We start from the raw sequence: 21327 nt of genomic DNA, 5'->3' as shown, positions 1-21327 counted from the left end.
CGCGTGGAGGGCGTTTTCGCTCAGCGGGTCAGCCGAACAGCGTGGGTCAGGGACCACCCTCGCCACCGGCTGTCGTGCCACCGATGTCGACGCCGCCGTCCGTCGGAGCCGCCGTCGTCGGGTCGTCCGTCGGCGTCGTCTGGTCGTCCGTCGGCTCATCGGTGGTCGGCGTCGTCTTGGTCGGCTCGTCGGTCGGCTGGTCCGTCGGCCGGCTGGTGTCGCTGGCGGAGGGCGTGTACGACGGGGTGTAGTCCGAGCTGCCGCCGGTGCTGGTGGAGTCGTCCGTGGAGGTGTCCGTGGCCTCGTCGGTCGCCTCGTCGCTCGGCGTCTCGGTGGACTGGTCTTCGGTGCTGGCGTGCGTGGTGGCCGGCGAGTGCGTCGTGCCCGTGTCCCCGCCGCTGCCGCCGCCCGTCTTGTGGAGCGCGAGCGCGACACCCGCCGCGATCGCGATCACCGCGAGCACCGCGAGGATCCACAGCTTGCCGCGGCCGCCGCCCCGATTGCCGTGCCCCTCGAAACCGCCGTCGTCCCCGCCGCCGTATCCGGCGGGCAGGATCGGCTGCGGGATCTGCGTGGTGCCCGAGTCGGTGGGGTGCGGCAGCACCGTCGTGCCCGCGAAACCCGCCGCCGGAGTGTGCAGGCCCTCGTGCACGGTGACCGGGCCGGTGTTCCAGGTGCCCGTGTGGCTGCCCTGGTCGTACAGCATCTGCAGCCCGTACTGGACGAGCCCGCGCATCTCCTCGGCGGTCTGGAACCGGTCGTCCGGCTCCTTCGCGAGCGCGCGCATGACGAGCCCGTCGAGCTCCGGCGGCGCCGCGTCCGAGACCTCGGAAGGGGGTACCGGAGTGTCCTGGACGTGCTGGTAGACGACCGACAGTGGCGTCTCACCGGTGAACGGGGGCCGCAGCGCGAGGAGTTCGTAGAGCAGGCAGCCGGTCGCGTACAGGTCGGAGCGGTGGTCGACGGCCTTGCCGAGCGCCTGCTCCGGGGAGAGGTACTGCGGCGTGCCCATGACCATGCCTGTCTGCGTCATCGTCGACTGCGCGCCGTGCAGGGCGCGCGCGATGCCGAAGTCCATGACCTTGACCGCGCCGGTGTCCGTGATGATCACGTTCGCCGGCTTGATGTCGCGGTGCACGATGCCGTGCTGGTGCGAGTAGGCGAGCGCCTCGAGGACACCCGACACGATGATCAGCGCCTGCTCGGGCCCGGGGGCCTCGGCGTTGATCAGCAGATCGCGGATCGTGCGGCCCTCGACGATCTCCATCACGATGTACGGGACGACGCCGTGGCCGACCACGTCCTCGCCGGAGTCGTACACGGCGACGACCGCGTGGTGGTTGAGCCCGGCGACCGACTGTGCCTCGCGGGTGAAGCGGGCCTTGGACACCGGGTCCTCGGCCAGATCGGAACGGAGCAGCTTGACCGCGACGGTCCGTCCGAGGCGCACGTCCTCGGCCGCGAACACCTCGGCCATGCCGCCCCGGCCGAGTCTGCGGGTCAGCCGATATCGGCCGTCGCCGACCAGCCCGCCGTTACCCCACATCTCCGGCGCATCTGACATACCGCCGCCAGTCGCCTCGGGGTCGGACGGGCCCTGAGCGCGCTGCTGCTGTGCCATCAGTCCTCGCCGTCGTTTCTGCCCGCGGTCTGCGCGGTGGTTGTTACGGTCTCCGTCGGGCCACGCTACAGGCTCGGCGCAAGGCGCCGAGCCGAGATGGACGTGAGATGGACCGGCCATCAAACCCGTCACAGGGGCCCGCATGCAAATTCTGTGTACCGGCCGTACGGCACCTGTAACGCTTCCGCGACGCTTCTTTCGCAGACGGTCACGGAACGGGCACCGAGCTTGACGTGTCAGGGCCCTGGGGCAGACTTGGCCGGGAATAAGCCAATCGATCACCGAAGACCGGCCGCGCACCGCTCAGTTGCGCGCCACACAACAGATCACGGACCGCGGGAGCAACCAGCCGCTGCCGCCGCGCCGATGGGGGACGCAGAACATGAGCCAGGACGGCGCACAGGGCCGGTACGCGGGGCGTGCGGTCGCCGGCGGCCGCTACCAGCTGCGCGATCTGCTCGGCGAGGGCGGCATGGCCTCGGTGCATCTCGCGTACGACTCGGTGCTCGACCGCCAAGTGGCGATCAAGACCCTGCACACCGAGCTGGGCCGCGAGCAGGCCTTCCGCGAGCGCTTCCGCCGCGAAGCCCAGTCGGTGGCGAAGCTCACGCACACGAACATCGTCTCGGTCTTCGACACCGGCGAGGACGACCTCGACGGCATGACGACTCCGTACATCGTCATGGAGTACGTCGAGGGCCGCCCGCTCGGCTCCGTGCTCGACCAGGACATCGCGCAGTACGGCGCCATGCCCGCCGACAAGGCCCTGAAGATCACCGCGGACGTGCTCGCGGCCCTGGAGATCAGCCACGAGATGGGCCTGGTCCACCGGGACATCAAGCCGGGCAACGTGATGATGACCAAGCGTGGCGTCGTCAAGGTGATGGACTTCGGCATCGCCCGCGCCATGCAGTCCGGTGTCACCTCGATGACGCAGACCGGCATGGTCGTCGGCACCCCGCAGTACCTCTCCCCGGAGCAGGCCCTCGGCAGAGGCGTGGACGCCAGATCCGACCTGTACTCGGTCGGCATCATGCTGTTCCAACTGGTCACCGGGCGGCTGCCGTTCGAGGCGGACTCCCCGCTGGCCATCGCTTACGCGCATGTTCAGGAGGAGCCGGTCGCGCCCTCCTCGATCAACCGCTCGCTCCCGCCTGCCGTGGACGCGCTGGTCGCCCGCGCACTGAAGAAGAACCCGAACGAGCGTTTCCCGAGCGCCGAGACCATGCGCGACGAATGCCTGCGCGTGGCCCAGTCGTTCCAGGCCGCCGCTCCGAGCATCGTGCCGGGCGCCCAGACGTCGAGCGGCGCGGGCGTCGGCTCCGCCGTCTTCCCGCCGGTCGAGCAGGGCACCCCGGCGCCGGGCCCGGTACAGATGCCGTACCAGCCGGGCCCGTACGGCACCCCGACTCCGGCGCCGGGCCCTGCCCCTTCCCCGGCGTACGGCTATCCGCAGCAGGGCGGCTACCAGACTCCGCCGCAGACCGCGGCGTACTCCCCGCAGCAGGGGACGTCCACTCCGCCGCCGTACAACCTGACGCCTCAGCCCACGACCCCCGTCTCGGGCGGTTCGGGGAGCAAGAAGAGCAACAAGGGCGTCGTCGTCGGGTCGATCGTGGTCGCGCTCGTCGCGATCGGCGGCCTGATCACGGCACTCACGCTGAACGGCGGCAGCGACGACGACAAGGGCGGCAGCGACGCCAGCAAGTCGCCCTCCGTGGTGGCGGGGCACAAGGGGCCGGACACGACGAAGACGATCGAGACGGCCAAGTGCACGGAGCCGCAGGAGTCGTACGACGACCCGGACAAGATCCAGGTCCCCGACTTCACCTACAAGTACATCAAGTCGGTCAAGTCCTGCTTCCAGGCCGCGGGCTGGCAGATGAAGGAGACGAAGGTCGACGAGAACACCTTCGGCGAGGGCACGGTCATGGACCAGTTCCCCTCCGCCGGGACGGACGTCGACCCGAAGGAGATGCCCGAGATCGAGCTCAAGATCTCGACGGGCAACCCGTCCTGATCCACGTTCGGCGCGCGCTGATGCGCCTCTGACAAGCGAAGGGCCCGGCACTTTCGTGCCGGGCCCTTTCGTAGGGGGTGTAGCTCCCCGGTTTCGTAGGGGGTGTCGCTCCCCGGCTACAGGTACGGTCCGCCCGAGCGGCCGCCCGCGCGGGGGTCCTCGTCGCCGTCGGGGCCTCCCATGCCCGGCGGGAGGGCGCGGCGCATCTGCTCCAGCTGGGCCCTGGCCGCCATCTGCTGGGCGAACAGGGTCGTCTGGATCCCGTGGAACAGTCCCTCGAGCCATCCCACCAACTGGGCCTGCGCGATCCGCAGTTCCGCGTCGCTGGGCGTCGCCTCGTCGGCGAAGGGCAGGGAGAGCCGCTCCAGTTCCTCGACGAGCTCGGGGGCCAGGCCGTCCTCCAGCTCCTTCACGGAGCTCGCGTGGATCTCCTTGAGCCGGACACGGCTCGCCTCGTCGAGAGGTGCGGCTCGCACTTCCTCCAGCAGCTGCTTGATCATGCTGCCGATGCGCATCACCTTGGCGGGCTGTTCCACCATCTCAGTCACCGGGACCTCGCGGGAGTCCTCGTCTCCGGTGCCACCGAGAGCCATTCCGTCCTGGCCTACGACCAGGATCTGAGGGTTCTCCGGCGACCTTTCGTTCCTCGGCATCTCCATGCCGCCATTCTCTCGCACCCGTGGACCACATCTCTGTGGTGCCCCCACTGCGGGGTGATCCACCGTGTATGTCCCTCAATGGGCGGCCGCTGGGATGCCGGGGCAAAAGGAGCGTGTGAGGCTTGTCCCGTTGATCTCGGGACTCCTCACCAGGAGGGGGTCACCGGCATGACTCCATGGCTTCGCACGCTGCGCGTGACAGGACTGCTGCTCGCCCTCATGACGGGCGCCGTACCCCTGTCGTACGCCGCCGATCCCGCCCCCTCGGCAGACGCCTCCCGCGCGGGGAGCGTCGCAGGTGAGGGGCGCGCCCGGCCCGGGCGCGCGGAGCCGATGGAGCCGGACACCCCTGACGACCCCGACACCGGGGACGGGGAGCCGACGGACGCCGGCCTCGATCCCGCAGTCCCCGGCCGCCCGGAGGCGAGCGCCGCCACCGAGCCGCCCGGGAACGCGGTGATCCCCGTCCGGCAGAACGGGGTCGGCCCGGCGCCCGCCCCCGAACCGGTCCTGCAGATCCTGCCCCTCGGAAGCGGACTGATCCTGATCGGGCTGGGCCTGGGGCTGGCCTTCGTCGGCCTGCGCGTACGGCGCCGCTGAAGGCGTACGGCGCCGCACGGCCAGTGCGCTCGCCAGGGGGTGCGCTCGCCAGGCAGTGCGCTCGCTAGGGTGCGACGAGCAGCACCTTGCCGATGTGGCTGCTCTCCTCCAGGACCCGGTGCGCCGTCGCCGCGTCACTCATCGCCAGCTCGCGGTCGATGATCGGGCGTACATGGCCGGAGTCGATCAGCGGCCACACATGCTCGCGTACGGCCGCCACGATCGCCGCCTTCTCGCCGAGCGGGCGGGCACGCAGCGAGGTCGCACTGATGGCGGCACGCTTGTTGAGGAGAGCGGCGATGTTCAGCTCGGCCTTGATTCCGCCCTGCATTCCGATGATCGCGAGCCGTCCGTTGACGGCGAGGGTGCGCACATTCGGATCCAGGTACTTGGCGCCCATGTTGTCGAGGATGACATCGGCGCCGGCGCCGTCCGTGGCCCGCTTGATCTCCTCGACGAAGTCCTGCTCGCGGTAGTTGATCAGGATGTCCGCGCCCAACTCGGCGCAGAAGTCGAGTTTCTCCTTGCTGCCCGCCGTGACCGCGACCGTCGCGCCGACGGCCTTCGCCAGCTGGATCGCCATGGTACCGATACCGCTGGAGCCGCCGTGCACGAGCAAGGTCTCGCCCGGGCGCAGGTGGGACACCATGAAGACGTTGGACCAGACGGTGCAGGTCACCTCGGGCAGCGCGGCCGCCTGCTTGGCGTCCAGGCCCGCCGGCACGGGCAGCAGCTGCCCGGCCGGAACGACGACCTTCTCGGCATATCCACCGCCCGCGAGCAGCGCACACACCTCGTCACCGACCGCCCACCCCGATACACCGGGACCGATTTCGACAATGCGTCCCGAACATTCGAGCCCGGGGTACGGGGACGCGCCGGGCGGCGGGTTGTAGAGGCCCTGCCGCTGCAGCAGGTCGGCGCGGTTGACGGCGCTGGCCACCACCTCGACCAGCACTTCGCCCTCGGCGGGCACCGGATCCGGGACCTCGTCCCACACCAGCGCCTCGGGCCCACCAGGTTCTGGAATCGTGATCGCGTACATGAGGGGGACGCTACTCCTCGGCCGAGGCCGGGATGTCGGGAGACTCCGCGCGCGGATGGCGAGCCCGGCCTGATCCGAACGACAGGCCCTAGTCCTGAGGAAGCGGTCGCATGTGGGGCGCCACCTGTGTGCCCGGTGTCGCCCGCACGATCGTGATGAGGCGGTCCGTCAACTGGAGTGTCCCGACGGCCGGATCGTCGTAGCCGAGGACCCGGTGTCCTCGTACGACACTGACCACCAGGTCGTCCGTCTCGCGTACGCCCTTGCCGACCTCGGACTTTATGACCGGCCGTTCGACGATGTCGAGACCGGTGCCCTGCTGGATGAGGTCCTCCATGACCATACCCGCGGCGGGGCTGAGCACGGAGAGTCCGAGCAGCCGGCCGGCGGCACTGGCGCTGGTGATGACGGCGTCGGCGCCGGACTGCTTGAGAAGCGGCGCGTTTTCCTCCTCTCGTACGGCGGCGACGATCTTCGCCGCACGGTTGAGCTGGCGGGCGGTCAATGTGACCAGCACGGCGGTGTCGTCCCGCTGCGTGGCGATGATGATCTGCCGGGCCTTGCGGACCTCCGCCCGTACCAGCACATCGCTGCGCGTCGCGTCCCCGACGACCCCCGCATACCCCTCGGCCGTTGCGGCGTCGACCACCTTGGAGCTGGGGTCGACGACCACGACCTGCTCCTTCTTCAGCCCGGTCGCGCAAACGGTCTCGATGGCCGACCGGCCCTTGGTCCCGAAGCCGACAACGACGGTGTGATCCCTCAAGGCCGCCCTCCAGCGGTTCAGCCGCCACTCGTCCCGGGTGCGTTCCGTGAGGACCTCGAGCGTGGTGCCGACCAGGATGATCAGAAACAGCACACGCAGCGGCGTGATGACGAAGATGTTGGTGAGCCGGGCGGCGTCGCTGACCGGGGTGATGTCGCCGTATCCGGTGGTGGAGAGGGTGACGGTCACGTAGTAGAAGGAGTCGAGCAGGTCGACCGCGCCGTCCGAGTTGTCGTTGTAGCCATCGCTGTCCGCCCAGACGATGAGCGCGGTGGCGACGAGCACCAGCAGCGCCATCGCCAGCCGCTTGAGGACCTGGCGGATCGGGCGTTCCACGACTCTCCTCGGGAGTCTCACGCGATGGGTCACGAGATGTTCGTCCGCTTGGCGGGCGATCGCGTCATGGCCCGGAAGTTTCACGTGAAACACACCCCGTTCGGATTCATCTGAACCGCGCCCCGTTCGGATTCATGTGAACCGCACCCCCCATGTGGATTCATGTGAATCGCGGCCTGTCCTCGCTCACGTGAAGCACGCGTCGATCCCGGCGGTGGCCCAGGGCAGGTCGAGAAGTTCCAGCTCCTGACCCGCCCGTGCGCCGCCCGGCGGTACGACCACGAGGGCGTCGGACGCCGCGATGCCCCGCAGCATCGCCGGACCGTTGTAGTGCAGCGGCACGGCCCGGTCGGCGCGCAGCGCAACGGGAACGAGTCGGGTGTCGCGCGGGTGCCCGTGCACGGCGTCCTGGAGGGGCAGCGTGTACGGCTCCGGGGCCGTGTGTCCGGCGAGGGTGCGCAGCAGGGGCTCGGCGAGCGTGAGCAGGCCGGAAACGGCGGCCAGCGGGTTGCCGGGCAGCCCGACGAGGTGCTGGTTCTCCTTGGTGCGGGCGAGGAGCATCGGATGCCCGGGACGCACCTTGACGCCGTCCACGAGGAATTCGGCGCCGATGCGGCGCAGGGTGGGGTGGACATGGTCGACAGGGCCCGCCGCGGTACCGCCGGTGGTGACGATCAGATCGGCGTTCGAGCCGGCGATGGCCTTGTGCAGCGCCTTGGCGTCGTCGCCGAGCCTGCGCACCGCGACGACCTCGGCGCCGAGCGCGCGCAGCCACGGCGGCAGCATCGGGCCGAGCGCGTCCCGGATGAGCCCCGCCTGGGGCAGTCCCTCGGTGAGCAACTCGTCACCGAGCACGAGGACTTCGACCCGCGGACGGGGTACGGCTGCGAGCGTGTCGTACCCGGCGGCCGCGGCGAGGCCCAGCACGGCGGGCGTGACCAGCACACCGACCGGCAACAGCTGATCGCCGCTGCGGCACTCCTGGCCGCGCGGGCGGATGTCCTGCCCGTGCACGACATCCCGGGTCGCGTGCAGCCGCCCCTTGTCGTCGATCCGCCCGTGCTCACTGCGCAGTACGGCGGTGACGTCCGACGGGATTCTCGCCCCGGTGGCGATGCGGACCGCCTCGCCGTCGGTGAGCGGCTCCGGCTCCGCGTGCCCGGCGAGCACGCCGTTCTCCCGGACCTCCCAGGGCCCGGGTCCCGCGACCGCCCAACCGTCCATCGCGGAGGTGTCGAAGGAGGGGAGGTCCGTGAGCGCGGTGAGGGGGGCGGCGAGGACGAGGCCGAGGGAGGCGTCGAGGGGTACGGAGACGGGGGCCCGACGGGGCACGGACCGGGCGGCCCGCTCGGCGACGACGCGGGCCTCGGGCCAGGGAGTGGCCTTGTGATGGGCGTGCCCGGACCGTCGTCCGGGCTGCTCGGCTCCGGGGGCGGGCGCAGGCACCGAACGGCCCTCGGGGGCGGATGCGCCGTCTTCCTTGACCAAGGCGAGCGCCTCCTCGACGTCGAGGTCGTCGGCGTCCTGGCTGTCCCGGGTCGAGTGGGCGGGCGTCATCCGGCGTCCGTCCCGGCTTGAGGGGTGCTTCCGGTGTCCGGCTTGGCGGCCGAAGGGTCTGCGGTGCCCGGCTTGGCGGCCGAGGCGTCCTCGTCGGCCCAGCGGAGCGCCAGCGCCGCGGCCTTGCGGGCTGCCTCCGCCACGGCTTCCGGGCCTCCGCCGGCCCGCGCGGCCGCGTACCCCACGAGGAACGTGGTCAGCGGTGCGGCAGGCCGGGCCACCCCGTGCGCGGCGTCGCGCGCCAGGTCGAGCAGGACGCCGGTGTCGACCTCCAGGTCGAGGCCCAGCTCGTTCTTGACTGCGGAAATCCATTCGTCCAACACGTGTCCATGCTCCCTGATACGTGCCCGGGCGGCGGCGATGTCGTCCCAGGTGTCGCAGTCGAAGGACGCGACGGGGTCGGAGATGCGGGTGAGGTCGAGCGCGGCGGTGAGCCGCCGCAGCGGCAGCCCGGTGAGTGCGCCGTGGGTGGCGGCGAGCGCGGCCAGCTCGCGGCGCAGGGCCTGCGCGCGGTACGCGGCCACGAGGGGCTGATCCCGGCCGTCGGGGTCGGTGAGCAGCACACCGTCCGGTTTCGCCGGCTGCTGCGGGGAGCGGCTCTCCAGAAGGGGGGTCAGCAGGCGCCGTACCGTTCTCTCGTCCAGGAACGGCAGATCGGCCGAGAGCACGACGACGTACTCCGCGCCGGTGTGCCGCAGCCCGGCGTCGAGCGCGGCCAGTGGTCCTCCGCCGGGTGGGTCCTCGCGGGCCCACTCCACAGGGCGTGCCGTCGCCCTGGGCTCGGCCACGACCACCGTGGTGACGGCATCGGCGCAGGCGGCCAGCACCCGGTCGAGCAGCGCCCGGCCGCCCACGCGCACGCCGGGCTTGTCCGCGCCGCCGAGCCGCCGCGCGGCTCCGCCCGCGAGCACGACAGCGTCGTACGGGACATCGGCGCCGGGGGTGCCCGGTGGCACGGGGCTGTCCGACGGCCCGGGCGTACCCGGTGTCTCGGGCGTACCTGGTGGCTCGTACGCGGTCATCCCCCGAGTATGGGCGTCCGAAGGATCATTGCCATCCCCGTGCACAGCATGTGGACGGGGGTGGCCGCGGCGGGGCTACAGCGTCCGCAGCAGCACCGCCGGATGTTCCACACAGTCCGCCACATACCGCAGGAAGCCGCCCGCCGTGCCACCGTCGCACACCCGGTGGTCGAAGGTGAGCGAGAGCTGGACGACCTGCCGCACCGCCAGCTCGCCCTCGTGCACCCAGGGCTTGGGGACGATGCGGCCGACGCCGAGCATGGCTGCCTCGGGGTGGTTGATGATCGGCGTGGAGCCGTCGACGCCGAACACCCCGTAGTTGTTCAACGTGAAGGTGCCGCCCGTGAGTTCCGCGGGCGTCAGTGTCCCGGTCCGCGCCGCCTCGGTCAGCCGGGCGAACTCCGCGCTCAGCCCCTCCGCGTCGCGCGCATGCGCGTCCCGTACAACGGGTACGACGAGCCCCCGCTCGGTCTGCGCCGCAAAGCCGAGGTGCACCTGGTCGAGTTGGACGACCTCGCGGGCCTCCTGGTCGACGGTCGAGTTGAGCTCGGGGAAGCGCGCCAGCGCGGCGGTACAGATGCGGGCCAGCAGCGCCAGCAGGGAAATCTTCGGACCGCCCGCGGAATTCATCGCCACGCGCGCGTGCATGAGCTCCGTCGCGTCGGCGTCCACCCAGCAGGTCGCGTCGGGTATCTCGCGGCGGCTGCGGGAGAGCTTGTCGGCGACGGCGCCGCGGACGCCCCGGAGAGGGACCCGGATGCCGTGCGCGGGAGACGACGCCCCGGTGAGCCCGGGTGAGGCGGGCGCTCCCATGCCGCGCGTGGCGGGAGGGGTCTGCAAAAACTCCCCGGAAGCAGGAGTCGGCGCCGACACGGGGGCAGGCACAGGCGCGGGCGTCCGCACCTGACCGGCCGCCGCACGCAACGCGTACTCCACATCCGCCCGCAGGATCAGGCCGTCGGGCCCGGAGCCCTCCAACTCCCGCAGATCCACTCCGTTCTCCCGGGCAAGCCGGCGCACAAGCGGTGAGATGACGGGGACGGGACCGTCGGCGTGCAGGCGCGCGGCGTTGTGGTGACCGCCGCCGCGCGCGTCGGTGAGCTGCCCTGTCCGCCCCGGCTCGCGACGCACGGGAGTGGTGGCCGTGCGGCGGTCCTCGCCCGCGGGCGGACCCGCCGACGGGCGTACCGGAACCGCCCCGGCGGACGGCCGCACCCTCCTGCGCCGCGCCGGAGGCGCTCCCGTGCCGTACCCCACCAGCACATTGCCGGATCCCTCTTCGCCCGCGTCACCGCCGACGGAGGATGCCGGAGCACCCACGGCGACAGTCAGCAGCGGCGCGCCCACGGGCAGTTCCGTGCCCTCCTCGCCGAAGCGGGCGGTGACCACACCGCCATAGGGGCAGGGGACCTCGACCATCGCCTTGGCGGTCTCCACCTCGACGACTGGCTGGTCGATGGCGACGACGTCGCCGACCTCCACCAGCCAGCGGACGATCTCCGCCTCGGTGAGCCCCTCCCCGAGGTCGGGGAGCTTGAACTCCAACACCTGCGCCATCAGCTGTCCGCCTCCCACTGCAGACGCCCCACGGCGTCCAGGATCCGGTCGACGCCGGGCAGATGGTGCCGCTCCAGCATCGGAGGCGGATACGGGATGTCGAACCCGGCCACGCGCAGCACCGGCGCCTCCAGGTGGTGGAAGCAGCGCTCGGTCACGCGGGCCGCGATCTCCCCGCCCGGGCCGCCGAACCCGCCCGACTCGTGCACGACGACCGCGCGCCCGGTCCGCCGCACCGAGGCCGACACCGTCTCGTCGTCGAACGGCACCAACGAGCGCAGATCGACGACTTCGAGGTCCCAGCCCTCGGCCCGTGCCGCCTCGGCGGCTTCGAGGCAGACGGGCACGGACGGCCCGTACGTGATGAGCGTGGCGCTCCGGCCGGAGCGCCGCACCACCGCGCGGCCTATCGGCTCAACGGCCGGCGGCTCGTCAGGGTTCCAGGAATCCTTCGACCAGTACAGCCGCTTGGGCTCCAGGAAGACGACCGGGTCGTCGGAGGCGATGGCGGCGCGCAGCAGCCCGTAGGCGTCGGCGACCGTCGCGGGCGTGACGACATGGAGCCCCGGAGTCGCCACGTAGTACGCCTCGGAGGAGTCGCTGTGGTGCTCGACGCCGCCGATGCCGCCGCCGTAGGGAACGCGGATCGTGATGGGGAGCGGCATGGCGCCCCGCGTGCGGTTGCGCATCCGCGCGACATGGCTGATCAACTGCTCGAACGCGGGGTAGGCGAACGCGTCGAACTGCATCTCCACGACCGGCCTCAGGCCGTACATGGCCATGCCGACGGCCGTCCCGAGGATGCCCGCCTCGGCCAGCGGGGTGTCCGTACAGCGGTCCTCGCCGAACTCCTTGGCGAGCCCGTCGGTGACCCGGAAGACACCGCCGAGGGTGCCGACGTCCTCGCCCATGACGTGGACCGTCGGGTCGGCGGCCATGGAGTCGCGCAGGGCCCGCCCGAGGGCCTGCGCCATGGTCGCCGGTTTGAGGGCAACGGTGGTCATCGCCCGGCTCCTTCCGACCCGTGGTGATGCGGACCGTCCGCCTCGGCGTCGAGCTCGGCCCTCAACTGGGTCTCCTGCTCGAGCAGTTGAGTGGTGGGCTGGGCATACACATGGGCGAACAGATCCATGGGGTCGAGCACCGGTTCCTGGTTCATACGCTCGCGCAGATCCGCGGCCATCGTCTCGGCGTCCTCGCGCGCGGCCCGGATGCCTTCGTCGTCGAGCAGCCCGCGCTCGGTCAACTCGTGCTCCAGGAGCGCGATCGGGTCGTGCGCACGCCAGGTCTCCACCTCGGCGTCGCCGCGGTAGCGGGTCGCGTCGTCGGCGTTGGTGTGGGCGTCGATGCGGTACGTGACGGCTTCGACGAGCGTCGGACCGCCTCCCGCGCGCGCGTGGGCGATGGCCTCGCCGAGCACCTCGTGCACCGCGGCCGCGTCATTGCCGTCCACCAACCGGCCCGGCATCCCGTAGCCGACGGCCTTGTGGGCCAGCGACGGGGCGGCGGTCTGCTTGGCGAGCGGGACGGAGATGGCGAAGCCGTTGTTCTGGACGAGGAAGACGACCGGGGCCTGCCAGACGGCGGCGAAGTTCAGTGCCTCGTGGAAGTCGCCCTCGCTGGTGCCGCCGTCGCCGACCAGGGCGAGCGCGACCACGTCGTCGCCCTTGAGGCGGGCGGCGTGTGCAAGGCCCACGGCGTGCGGGAGCTGGGTCGCTAGGGGGGTGCACAGGGGTGCGACGCGGTGCTCGCGGGGGTCGTACCCGGTGTGCCAGTCGCCGCGCAGGAGGGTGAGCGCCTGGACGGGGTCGAGGCCGCGGGCGACGGCGGCAAGGGTGTCCCGGTAGCTGGGGAAGAGCCAGTCACGGTCTTCCAGGACCAGCGCGGCGGCGACCTCGCAGGCCTCCTGGCCGGTGCTGGAGGGGTAGACGGCGAGGCGGCCCTGCTTGGTGAGGGCCGTGGCCTGCGTGTTGTAACGGCGGCCACGCACCAGTTCCGCGTACAGCCGGCGCAGCAGTCCCGGGTCGACCTGCGCGGCTGCCTCGGTGCCGAGGACGCGGTACGGCAGCGCGTCGGGCAGCAGCGGCGCGGGGTCGGTGCGGGGCTGCCAGGCGGGCGGCGGCGTTGGCCGGTAAGCGCCTCGCTGCTCCATGACCGTCATGACGGCACCTCCTCGTGGGAGCGGCTTCAGGCGCACCACGGGTGTGAGGCGCCTCACCTACCGATTGTTCGGTCGTCGGCACATTTTGGCTACAGGCACCGCCAGGCTGTGGACAAACGGTTCTGCACAGCCTGAGATGGACGCAGTACGTCCATGGTAGGGAGGCGGGGGGACATGGCACCTGAACAAATGGCCGAGCCACCGGAGGCCGGCCCCGTCCTTCCGCCCGCCCGCCCGCTCGACGCCATCGATCAAGACATCCTGCAGATGCTCCAGGCGGACGGTCGCGCCTCGATACGCTCCGTGGCCGAACGCGTCCATGTGTCTCGGGCCAACGCCTACGCGCGGATCAACCGTCTCATCGAGGACGGCGTGATCCGTGGCTTCGGGGCCCGCGTCAACCACGAGCGCGCCGGACAGGGAACCTCGGCGTACATCACCCTCAAGATCGTGCAGAACTCCTGGCGCACGGTGCGCGAGCAGCTGAGGGCGCTCCCGGGGGCTTCCCACATCGCGCTGGTGGGCGGCGACTTCGACGTACTGCTCCTGGTGCACACGCCGGACAACAAAACACTCCGCGAGCTGGTGCTCACCCGCCTCCAGGCCATTCCGGAGGTGCTCAGTACGCGCACACTGCTGGTCTTCGAGGAGGAGGACCTGGAACCGGAGGGCTGAGTCTCAGCGCTCGCTGCGCAGTCCCGCGAAGACCAACTGCACCACCGCGTCGGCCACTTCCCGCTCGCCCATGCCCCGCCCGTCCGGCCGGTACCACTCCACGATCGAGTTGATCATCCCGAACACCAGCCGGGTCGCGAGCCGGACCTCCACGTCGCCGCGGAGGTCCCCGTCGGCGGCCGCGGCCTTCAGGAGCTCGGCCACCTGGTGGTCGAACTCGCGGCGCCGCTCCAGGGCCCAGCGCTCGGTGTCCGTGTTGCCGCGCACCCGCAGCAGCAGCGTCACATACGGAAGCTCGGCGGTGAGCACCTCGACCATGCGCCGCACGACGTACTTCAGGCGCTCCACGGCACGCCCCACGCGCGCGTGCTCCTCGTCGAGGATCCCGAAGAGGCCGTCGAGGGCCCTGCTGACGGCCCGGCGCAGCAGCTCCTCCTTGCCCGCGACGTGGTGATATATGGACGACTTGGAGATGCCGGCCGCCTTGGAGAGGTGCTCCATGGAGGTGCCGTCGTAGCCGCGCTCATTGAAGACCCGGACGGCGACGGAGAGCAGGGTCTCCGGGGTGTAGGTGTCGCGCTTGGCGGTGGTCATGAGGTGCCCTCCCGCTTCTCGGAGGCGTACGCGTGGCGGTAGAGCGCGAGGGACGGCGCGTAGCGCCCGGAGGGGTCACGCTGGTGCAGATCGTCCAGGACGGAGCACGCCCAGCTCCTGCCGAGCCTGCGGCTCCATTCGAAGGGACCCAGGGGGTAGTTGACGCCGAGCCGCATCGCGGTGTCGATGTCCTCCTCGGTGGCCACTCCCTTGGCGACGGCGTCGTGCGCCAGGTCGACGATCCGGGCCACCGTCCGGGCGACGATCATGCCGGGGACGTCCCCGATGACGCTGACGTCCTTGCCGAGCGCCTGGAAGAGTCCGACGGCCTCGGAGAGCGTCCGGGGAGCGGTGTCCTGGGAGGCCGACAGGGCGATCCGGGTCGCCTTGCGGTAGTCGAGCGCCAGATCGAAGTAGACGACGTCGCGGAACTCCACCGAGGTCTGGCCGTCGGCGAGGACCAGTTGGCCGCCGCTGGGCAGCACCAGGCGGGTTCCGTGGTCCTCCTCGTCCTCGCGGACCTGGATGCCCGCCTCGCGGATCAGGGCGAGCAGCTCGGAGGCCGGTCCAAGATCGCCCTCGGCAACGACGTACGCGGGCGCCTGTGCCTTCTCCGCGGTGTGCGGTTCGGAGCGCTCGGCGTCGTCCGCGTAGTCGTACCAGCCATGTCCCGTCTTGCGGCCCAGTCGGCCGGACTCGACGAGGCGCCGCTGGGCCAGCGAGGGAGTGAACCGCACGTCCTGGAAGAAGGACTGCCACACGGAGTGCGTGACGGACTCGTTGACGTCCTGGCCGATCAGGTCGGTGAGCTCGAAGGCGCCCATCCTGAAGCCGCCGGATTCCCGCAGGATCGCGTCGATGGTGGCCGGGTCGGCGGCCTGGGCCTCGTACACCGCGAAGGCCTCGGCGTAGAAGGGCCGCGCGATGCGGTTGACGATGAAGCCGGGGGTGTCGGCGCAGGCGACCGGCGTCTTCCCCCAGGCGCGAGCCGTCTCGTACGCGCGCGTGGCCGACGAGAAGTCGCTCGCGTACCCGGAGACCACCTCCACCAGGGGCAGCAGGGGCGCGGGGTTGAAGAAGTGCAGTCCTACCAGACGGCCGGGGTTGCGCAGGGCGCCGCCGATGGCCGTGACGGACAGGGAGGAGGTGTTGGTGGCGAGCAGGCAGTCGTCCTCGACGATGTCCTCGAGATCGCGGAACAGCTGCTGCTTCACGTCGAGTTGTTCGAGTACCGCCTCGACGACGAGCACGCAGTCCGCGAGGTCGGTGAGGCTCCCGGCCGGCTGGAGCCGGGCTCGGGCGGCGTCCCGGTCGGCGCCGGTGAGCCGGTCCTTCTCGACGAGCCGGTCGAGGCGCGCGCCGATCGCTTCGGCCGCGGCGTCGGCACGCCCGGGAACGGCGTCGTAGAGCCGCACGGGGTGGCCCGCTACCAGCGCGACCTGGGCGATGCCCTGGCCCATGGTGCCGGTGCCGACGACTGCCACGGGGCTGCTGAGGTCGAGTGCTGTCATGTGCGCGATCCTCCCGCACGGGGTTTTCCACAGATGCGGCGGACCCCCTTGTCCCGACCGATCGTTCGGTTACTCTAACTCTGTCCGGCTGTTTCTGCCCAGGTCATGAGTTCAACGAAGAGCTCTTGAGACGAGGAGTTGGTCCCGCATGGCCGCCGAACTGTCCGCGCACCAGCTGATCGCCCAGCACCGGCCCACTCTCGACCAGGCGCTGGAAGCGATCCGCACGCGCGCGTACTGGTCCCCGCACCCCGAGCACCCCAAGGCGTACGGCGAGAACGGCAGCCTGGGCATGGCGGAAGGCAAGGCCGCCTTCGACGCCCTCCTGGGCACCCGCCTCGACCTCGGCCAGCCCGGCACGGACGACTGGGTGGGCGAGGAGAAGTCGCCGTACGGAATCGATCTGGGCGTCACGTACCCGCACGCGGACCTCGACGTGCTGCTGCCCGCCATGCGGGCCGGACAGCGCGCCTGGCGCGACGCGGGCGCGGAAATCCGCGCCGTGGTGTGTATGGAGATCCTCAAGCGCATCAGCGACCGCACGCACGAGTTCGCGCACGCGGTCATGCACACCAGCGGCCAGGCCTTCATGATGGCGTTCCAGGCGGGCGGCCCGCACGCGCAGGACCGCGGCCTGGAGGCGGTGGCGTACGCGTACGTGGAGCAGGTCCGCACCCCGGACAACGCCGAGTGGACCAAGCCCCAGGGCAAGCGCGACCCGCTCGCGCTGACCAAGCAGTTCACGCCCGTCCCGCGCGGCATCGCGCTGGTGATCGGCTGCAACACCTTCCCGACGTGGAACGGCTACCCGGGCCTGTTCGCCTCCCTCGCCACCGGCAACGCGGTCCTGGTCAAGCCCCACCCGCGCGCGGTGCTGCCGCTCGCGCTCACCGTCCACGTCGCGCGCGAGGTGCTCGCCGAAGCGGGCTTCGACCCGAACCTGGTGGCACTGGCCGCCGAGCGCCCCGGAGAGGGCATCGCCAAGACCCTGGCGGTCCGGCCCGAGATCCGGATCATCGACTACACGGGCTCGACGGCGTTCGGCGACTGGCTGGAGACCAACGCCCGCCAGGCGCAGGTCTACACGGAGAAGGCCGGCGTCAACACGGTGATCGTGGAGTCGACCGGCGACTACAAGGGGATGCTGTCCAACCTGGCGTTCTCGCTGTCCCTGTACAGCGGCCAGATGTGCACGACCCCGCAGAACCTGCTGATCCCCCGCGACGGCATCCGCACGGAGGAGGGCCCCAAGTCCTACGACGAGGTGGTCGCCGACCTCGCGAAGTCGGTCGGCGGACTCCTCGGCGACGACGCCCGGGCCAACGCGCTGCTCGGCGCCATCGTGAACCCGGACGTGAAGGCCCGCCTGGAGGCCGCCACGGGTCTCGGCGAAGTCGCCCTCCCCTCACGGGAGATCAGCAACCCGGAGTTCCCGAACGCGGTCGTCCGTACGCCGCTGATCGTGAAGCTCGACGGCGCCAAGCCGGACGACGAATCGGCCTACATGAGCGAGTGCTTCGGGCCCGTCTCCTTCGCCGTCGCGGTCGACTCCGCCGCGGACGCCGTGGAGCTGCTGCGCCGCACCATCAGGGACAAGGGCGCGATGACGGTCGGCGCTTACACCACCGACGAGGAGGTCGAGCAGGCCGTGCAGGAGGCCTGCCTGGAGGAGTGCGCCCAGCTCTCCCTGAACCTCACGGGCGGGGTGTACGTCAACCAGACGGCGGCCTTCTCGGACTTCCACGGCTCAGGCGGCAACCCGGCCGCCAACGCCGCGCTGTGCGACGGGGCTTTCGTCGCCAACCGCTTCCGGGTGGTCGAGGTGCGCCGGGAGGCATAAGCGTTTGCGCCGGGGCGGCGCCTACACCGGCGCCGTGCCGTGGCTACGCCGATGCGCTCCCCGTCGCACTCCAGTGGAACAGCGTCATGGCCACACTGGTCGCGAGGTTGTAGCTGGAGACCTGGGGGCGCATCGGCAGCGACACCAAGTGGTCGGCTCGGGCGCGGAGTTCCGGGGAAAGGCCGCTGCGCTCGGAGCCGAAGGCGAGCACGGCGTCGTCGGGAAGCTTCAGCCCCCGGATGTCCTCACCCTCCGGGTCGAGGGCGAACACCGGGCCCGGCGGCAGCTCGTCCACCCGCAGCCGCTCCACGGCGGTCGCGAAGTGCAGGCCGGCCCCGCCGCGCACGACCGTGGGGTGCCAGGGGTCGAGCGTGCCCGTGGTGACCACACCGGTCGCGCCGAAGCCGGCCGCGAGCCGGATCACGGCACCGGCGTTGCCCAGGTTGCGGGGGTTGTCGAGGACGACGACGGGCGTGCTGCGGGGCGTGCGGGCCAGCGTCTCCAGATTGGCCGCCCTGGACGGACGTACGGCCAGAGCCGCCATCGCGGTGGGGTGCGGGCGCGCCACGAGAGACGCGAACGTCGCCTCCGAGACCTCCACCAGCAGCGCGTCGACGGCCTCGCGTACGTCAGGGGCCAGTTCGTCGGCCAGCGCGAGCGCCGCCTTCCGGTCGGTCGTGACGGCCGCGGGGATACGCGCCTGGAAGCGCACCGCGTGCTTGAGCGCGTGGAAACCGTCGAGCAGGACGGACCCGTCGGCGAGCCGTCGCCAGGCGCGTACGGCATGCGCACCGCCCGAGACGTCCGGAGTGCCGGCAGCGCGCTCGTCGCCCGGCGTACCGGCGCCGATCTCCTCGTCCGGCGTACGGGCGTCCGTCTCGTTCATGCCGTGAAGCCTACGTGGGTGTCCTCGGCCTGCTCCGGGATGCGCTCCTGCTGCTCGCGCGGCCCCGGCACCGTACGGCCACGGCCCGCGAACAGCCCTCCACGCGCGCGTGCCGCCCGTCCGCCGAGGCTCCGCAGGAAGGGGGTCGGCAGAAACACCGCGTCGGCGGCGATCATCGCGAGCGAGAAGAACGGCAGTCCGAGGACCACGGCGATCACGGCGTGCTCAGTCATCATGGCCGCCAGGAGGACGTTCTTGACCCGTCGGTTGAACAGGGTGAAGGGGAAGGCGACCTGCGCGGCGACCGTCCCGTACGTCACCACCATCACGATCGTGCCGTGCGCGGACATCAGGTCGGACAGCGCGGGCCAGGGCGAGAAGTAGTCCAGGTGGAGGGGGTAGTAGACGGCGGTGCCGTCCTGCCAGCGCGAGCCCTGGATCTTGTACCAGCCGGCGGTCGCGTAGATCAGACACGCCTCGGCCATGATCACGAGCAGCGCCCCGTTGTGCACGAGGTTGGCGAAGACGTCCAGCAGGACCCGTGGCTCCGCGGTGCGGGCGCGGCGGCCGACGACCCACCACAGGGCCTGCGCCGCCCACAGTCCCCAGAAGAACACCAGCCAGCCCGGGCCGACCCGGCCGGTGAGCGTCACCCCGGCCAGCGCCAGACCTAGCACCGCCCACAGGGCCGGCCCGACGCGGTCGGGTCCGGTCCGCTCGCCACGCGCGCGTGCCTCCCGCGCGAGCCGCGCCCTCCAAGCGTCCAGCGACCACACCTGGCCGCAGCGTGTGAACACCAGGTAGATCGCCATCAGGTGGATGACGTTGTCGCCGCCGTCCCCCATGAAGACGCTGCGGTTCTGCAGGGAGAGCACGCCCACCATGAAGAGCACGGACATCGTGCGGGACCGCCAGCCCACGAGCAGCAGGCCGCTGGAGAGGACGGCAAGGGCGTAGACGATCTCGAACCAGACCTGGCTGTCGGACCACATCAGGGCCGTGAACGAGTGATTGGTCGCTATGAGCTGCTGGGCGAGGTCCCAGTTCCACGGTCCGTCGGGCCCGTACATCTCCTGGCGGTGCGGGTACTCGCGCAGCAGGAACAGCAGCCAGGTGGCGGCGAAACCGATGCGGATCACGGCGCTCTGGTACGGGCCGAGGGCGCTCTCGGTGACTCGGGTGATGCCGCGCGAGACCAACAGGGCGAATCGGCTCATCGGGCGCTCGCCTCCATCAGCCCGCCCCTGCGGTCGCTCTCGGGGACGGACCACCAGGGCAGCTCGCGGACGATGGGCTTGTCGGACACCTTCTCCTCGCTCCACTTGGGGGGCGGAACATTGGTGGTGCGGGAGCGGACCTGGACGCGTTCGACGACGGCGCCCGCGCCACCCGCGTGCTCGCGGTCGAGGCGCAGTACGGCGATCCGGCGCAGATAGCGTTCGGAGAGGTCGCCGCGCAGGCCCGCGGGGCGGTTCTGGCCGTCGTGCGTACTGGCGTAGAAGTCCCAGGCGCGGCGCAGTTCGTTCTGCTGGGTGTGGCTCGGCAGCAGATTGCCGTCGATGGCCTGGCCATCGAGCGCGGACAGGTCGTACCAGCCGGTCTCGCGGCTGGTGCCGTCCGAAGCGCGGACCAGGGCGCGGACCTGGATCGCGATGTTCTGCTGCAGCGGGTTGGGGGCGAAGAGTTTCCAGTTCTGCTCGAACTCGGGATAGATCCATTCGTCGATCGCCCGGCCGTGCTGCTTGGTGACCGTGTTCGAGGGCGCGACGTGCAGGAACACCATGCCGAGGTGCACACAGGCGACGACCGCGACGACAGCGAGGGCGAGGGCGGCGGCGATCTGGGAGCGAAGGGGGAGGGCGGCGATGCCGGTGGGTGTGGAGGGTTCGACGACGGGCTCCGTCTGTTGGCGGGCAGGCGCCTCGGACGCTGATACCTCGAAGGCGGGGGGCCCGGGGGGCGCGGGAGGCGCGGGAGGCGCGGGAGGCGCGGGAGGCCGGGGGGAGGCGGGAGGCTCGGGGGAGGCGGGAGGCCGGGATGTGGCGGCCTCGGATGTGGGGGTTTCCGATGTGCGGGGCTCGGTCACGGAGCTGTCAGGCACCGAACTGTCACGCGCGGCCCGGTCACGCGCAGACCCATCGCGCACAGACCCGTCCCGCACAGACCCATCGGGCAGGGAAGCGTCCGGCGTGGCACCGTCCGGCCCTGGCCCGGTCCTCGCGCTCTCGTCGTACGCGTCCATTCCGCCCCGATTCACGATCCCGAATCCGATGCCGGCCGCCGGGCCGCGGGCACCGTACCGTCACCGCGTACCGCGCCGCGACGTTCGCACCGGCACCGTACTCAGACCGTGCCATCCGGCACAGCCCCATGAGACACAGCGGCCACACCAGTGCCCATGAGGTTATCCACAGCGGTTGACACCTTACGGCGCTCGGCCGACCATGGATTCGAGCGGACCGAACGATCGGTCGGTC

Annotated in this window: 18 protein-coding genes; 4 read left to right on the top strand and 14 right to left on the bottom strand. The window is 71.2% G+C overall.

Features of this window, described 5'->3' with window-relative positions:
• Nucleotides 1-46 precede the first annotated feature (46 nt).
• A complete protein-coding gene (locus OG390_RS26430) occupies nucleotides 47-1621 on the bottom strand; it encodes a protein kinase domain-containing protein (RefSeq protein ID WP_406171620.1) in 1575 nt (524 codons plus the stop codon).
• A gap of 382 nt (nucleotides 1622-2003) precedes the next feature.
• On the opposite strand from OG390_RS26430, the gene OG390_RS26425 reads away from it, so the two are divergent.
• Complete coding sequence (locus OG390_RS26425; RefSeq protein ID WP_406171618.1) at nucleotides 2004-3641, top strand: protein kinase domain-containing protein; 1638 nt, start codon at nucleotides 2004-2006, stop codon at nucleotides 3639-3641.
• 116 nt (nucleotides 3642-3757) lie between these two features.
• Here OG390_RS26425 and OG390_RS26420 read toward each other — a convergent pair whose 3' ends face one another.
• Nucleotides 3758-4300 (bottom strand): bacterial proteasome activator family protein, encoded by a 543-nt coding sequence (locus tag OG390_RS26420; protein ID WP_406171616.1) that lies wholly within the window; start codon nucleotides 4298-4300, stop codon nucleotides 3758-3760.
• Nucleotides 4301-4468: 168 nt separating this feature from the next.
• Here OG390_RS26420 and OG390_RS26415 point away from each other — a divergent pair, with 168 nt between their 5' ends.
• The gene (locus OG390_RS26415; RefSeq protein WP_406171614.1) at nucleotides 4469-4900 is read left to right on the top strand and encodes a hypothetical protein; all 432 of its coding nucleotides are present in this window, start codon (nucleotides 4469-4471) and stop codon (nucleotides 4898-4900) included.
• 64 nt (nucleotides 4901-4964) lie between these two features.
• On the opposite strand, the gene OG390_RS26410 is transcribed toward OG390_RS26415, so the two are convergent.
• The 7 genes from OG390_RS26410 to pdhA form a co-directional block, all read right to left on the bottom strand.
• Nucleotides 4965-5945: an NAD(P)H-quinone oxidoreductase gene (locus OG390_RS26410; protein WP_406171613.1), complete on the bottom strand. Its 981-nt coding sequence runs from the start codon at nucleotides 5943-5945 to the stop codon at nucleotides 4965-4967.
• Between the two features lie 88 nt (nucleotides 5946-6033).
• Nucleotides 6034-7131, bottom strand: a complete 1098-nt coding sequence (locus OG390_RS26405; RefSeq protein WP_406171611.1) for a potassium channel family protein — start codon at nucleotides 7129-7131, stop codon at nucleotides 6034-6036.
• A gap of 102 nt (nucleotides 7132-7233) precedes the next feature.
• Nucleotides 7234-8604 (bottom strand): molybdopterin molybdotransferase MoeA, encoded by a 1371-nt coding sequence (locus OG390_RS26400; RefSeq protein ID WP_406171609.1) that lies wholly within the window; start codon nucleotides 8602-8604, stop codon nucleotides 7234-7236.
• On the bottom strand, nucleotides 8601-9626 hold the full coding sequence (locus OG390_RS26395) for an NTP transferase domain-containing protein (RefSeq protein WP_406171607.1): 1026 nt from the start codon (nucleotides 9624-9626) through the stop codon (nucleotides 8601-8603). The genes OG390_RS26400 and OG390_RS26395 overlap by 4 nt, the downstream gene beginning before the upstream one ends.
• 75 nt (nucleotides 9627-9701) lie before the next feature.
• Entirely contained in the window at nucleotides 9702-11183 is a 1482-nt protein-coding gene (locus OG390_RS26390) for a dihydrolipoamide acetyltransferase family protein (RefSeq protein WP_406171605.1), read from the bottom strand.
• Nucleotides 11183-12187: an alpha-ketoacid dehydrogenase subunit beta gene (locus tag OG390_RS26385; RefSeq protein WP_406171603.1), complete on the bottom strand. Its 1005-nt coding sequence runs from the start codon at nucleotides 12185-12187 to the stop codon at nucleotides 11183-11185. Before OG390_RS26385 ends, OG390_RS26390 begins: the two co-directional genes overlap by 1 nt.
• On the bottom strand, nucleotides 12184-13344 hold the full coding sequence (pdhA, locus tag OG390_RS26380; protein WP_406171601.1) for a pyruvate dehydrogenase (acetyl-transferring) E1 component subunit alpha: 1161 nt from the start codon (nucleotides 13342-13344) through the stop codon (nucleotides 12184-12186). Before pdhA ends, OG390_RS26385 begins: the two co-directional genes overlap by 4 nt.
• Before the next feature lie 189 nt (nucleotides 13345-13533).
• Between pdhA and OG390_RS26375 the strand changes: the two genes are divergently transcribed.
• Nucleotides 13534-14019, top strand: a complete 486-nt coding sequence (locus tag OG390_RS26375) for an Lrp/AsnC family transcriptional regulator (protein WP_406177861.1) — start codon at nucleotides 13534-13536, stop codon at nucleotides 14017-14019.
• 3 nt (nucleotides 14020-14022) lie between these two features.
• Here OG390_RS26375 and OG390_RS26370 read toward each other — a convergent pair whose 3' ends face one another.
• On the bottom strand, nucleotides 14023-14613 hold the full coding sequence (locus tag OG390_RS26370; RefSeq protein WP_399075957.1) for a TetR/AcrR family transcriptional regulator: 591 nt from the start codon (nucleotides 14611-14613) through the stop codon (nucleotides 14023-14025).
• Nucleotides 14610-16124 (bottom strand): 3-hydroxyacyl-CoA dehydrogenase, encoded by a 1515-nt coding sequence (locus OG390_RS26365; protein ID WP_399075959.1) that lies wholly within the window; start codon nucleotides 16122-16124, stop codon nucleotides 14610-14612. Before OG390_RS26365 ends, OG390_RS26370 begins: the two co-directional genes overlap by 4 nt.
• A 148-nt stretch (nucleotides 16125-16272) precedes the next feature.
• Here OG390_RS26365 and paaN point away from each other — a divergent pair, with 148 nt between their 5' ends.
• A complete protein-coding gene (paaN, locus tag OG390_RS26360; protein ID WP_406171598.1) occupies nucleotides 16273-17964 on the top strand; it encodes a phenylacetic acid degradation protein PaaN in 1692 nt (563 codons plus the stop codon).
• A 43-nt stretch (nucleotides 17965-18007) separates the two neighbouring features.
• On the opposite strand, the gene OG390_RS26355 is transcribed toward paaN, so the two are convergent.
• From OG390_RS26355 to OG390_RS26345, 3 genes are read right to left on the bottom strand one after another with little or no spacing between them, the layout of a single operon-like run.
• A complete protein-coding gene (locus OG390_RS26355; RefSeq protein WP_406171597.1) occupies nucleotides 18008-18850 on the bottom strand; it encodes a TrmH family RNA methyltransferase in 843 nt (280 codons plus the stop codon).
• The gene (locus OG390_RS26350; RefSeq protein ID WP_406171595.1) at nucleotides 18847-20067 is read right to left on the bottom strand and encodes an HTTM domain-containing protein; all 1221 of its coding nucleotides are present in this window, start codon (nucleotides 20065-20067) and stop codon (nucleotides 18847-18849) included. Before OG390_RS26350 ends, OG390_RS26355 begins: the two co-directional genes overlap by 4 nt.
• Nucleotides 20064-21092, bottom strand: coding sequence for a DUF5819 family protein (locus tag OG390_RS26345; RefSeq protein ID WP_406171593.1), 1029 nt, complete (start codon nucleotides 21090-21092; stop codon nucleotides 20064-20066). Before OG390_RS26345 ends, OG390_RS26350 begins: the two co-directional genes overlap by 4 nt.
• Nucleotides 21093-21327 lie beyond the last annotated feature (235 nt).

The sequence above is a fragment of the Streptomyces sp. NBC_00996 genome (assembly GCF_045162675.1).
Classification (GTDB): domain Bacteria; phylum Actinomycetota; class Actinomycetes; order Streptomycetales; family Streptomycetaceae; genus Streptomyces.
Note: the sequence above shows the minus strand (reverse complement) of the source record. Positions and strands in the feature narration are given on the sequence as shown.

What these genes read in the sequence shown, in the direction of transcription:
- OG390_RS26430 (WP_406171620.1), bottom strand. Translation starts at nt 1,621, where the DNA reads ATGGCACAGCAGCAGCGCGCTCAGGGCCCGTCCGACCCCGAGGCGACT.
- OG390_RS26425 (WP_406171618.1), top strand. Translation starts at nt 2,004, where the DNA reads ATGAGCCAGGACGGCGCACAGGGCCGGTACGCGGGGCGTGCGGTCGCC.
- OG390_RS26420 (WP_406171616.1), bottom strand. Translation starts at nt 4,300, where the DNA reads ATGGAGATGCCGAGGAACGAAAGGTCGCCGGAGAACCCTCAGATCCTG.
- OG390_RS26415 (WP_406171614.1), top strand. Translation starts at nt 4,469, where the DNA reads ATGACTCCATGGCTTCGCACGCTGCGCGTGACAGGACTGCTGCTCGCC.
- OG390_RS26410 (WP_406171613.1), bottom strand. Translation starts at nt 5,945, where the DNA reads ATGTACGCGATCACGATTCCAGAACCTGGTGGGCCCGAGGCGCTGGTG.
- OG390_RS26400 (WP_406171609.1), bottom strand. Translation starts at nt 8,604, where the DNA reads ATGACGCCCGCCCACTCGACCCGGGACAGCCAGGACGCCGACGACCTC.
- OG390_RS26395 (WP_406171607.1), bottom strand. Translation starts at nt 9,626, where the DNA reads ATGACCGCGTACGAGCCACCAGGTACGCCCGAGACACCGGGTACGCCC.
- OG390_RS26390 (WP_406171605.1), bottom strand. Translation starts at nt 11,183, where the DNA reads ATGGCGCAGGTGTTGGAGTTCAAGCTCCCCGACCTCGGGGAGGGGCTC.
- OG390_RS26385 (WP_406171603.1), bottom strand. Translation starts at nt 12,187, where the DNA reads ATGACCACCGTTGCCCTCAAACCGGCGACCATGGCGCAGGCCCTCGGG.
- pdhA (WP_406171601.1), bottom strand. Translation starts at nt 13,344, where the DNA reads ATGACGGTCATGGAGCAGCGAGGCGCTTACCGGCCAACGCCGCCGCCC.
- OG390_RS26375 (WP_406177861.1), top strand. Translation starts at nt 13,534, where the DNA reads ATGGCCGAGCCACCGGAGGCCGGCCCCGTCCTTCCGCCCGCCCGCCCG.
- OG390_RS26370 (WP_399075957.1), bottom strand. Translation starts at nt 14,613, where the DNA reads ATGACCACCGCCAAGCGCGACACCTACACCCCGGAGACCCTGCTCTCC.
- OG390_RS26365 (WP_399075959.1), bottom strand. Translation starts at nt 16,124, where the DNA reads ATGACAGCACTCGACCTCAGCAGCCCCGTGGCAGTCGTCGGCACCGGC.
- paaN (WP_406171598.1), top strand. Translation starts at nt 16,273, where the DNA reads ATGGCCGCCGAACTGTCCGCGCACCAGCTGATCGCCCAGCACCGGCCC.
- OG390_RS26355 (WP_406171597.1), bottom strand. Translation starts at nt 18,850, where the DNA reads ATGAACGAGACGGACGCCCGTACGCCGGACGAGGAGATCGGCGCCGGT.
- OG390_RS26350 (WP_406171595.1), bottom strand. Translation starts at nt 20,067, where the DNA reads ATGAGCCGATTCGCCCTGTTGGTCTCGCGCGGCATCACCCGAGTCACC.
- OG390_RS26345 (WP_406171593.1), bottom strand. Translation starts at nt 21,092, where the DNA reads ATGGACGCGTACGACGAGAGCGCGAGGACCGGGCCAGGGCCGGACGGT.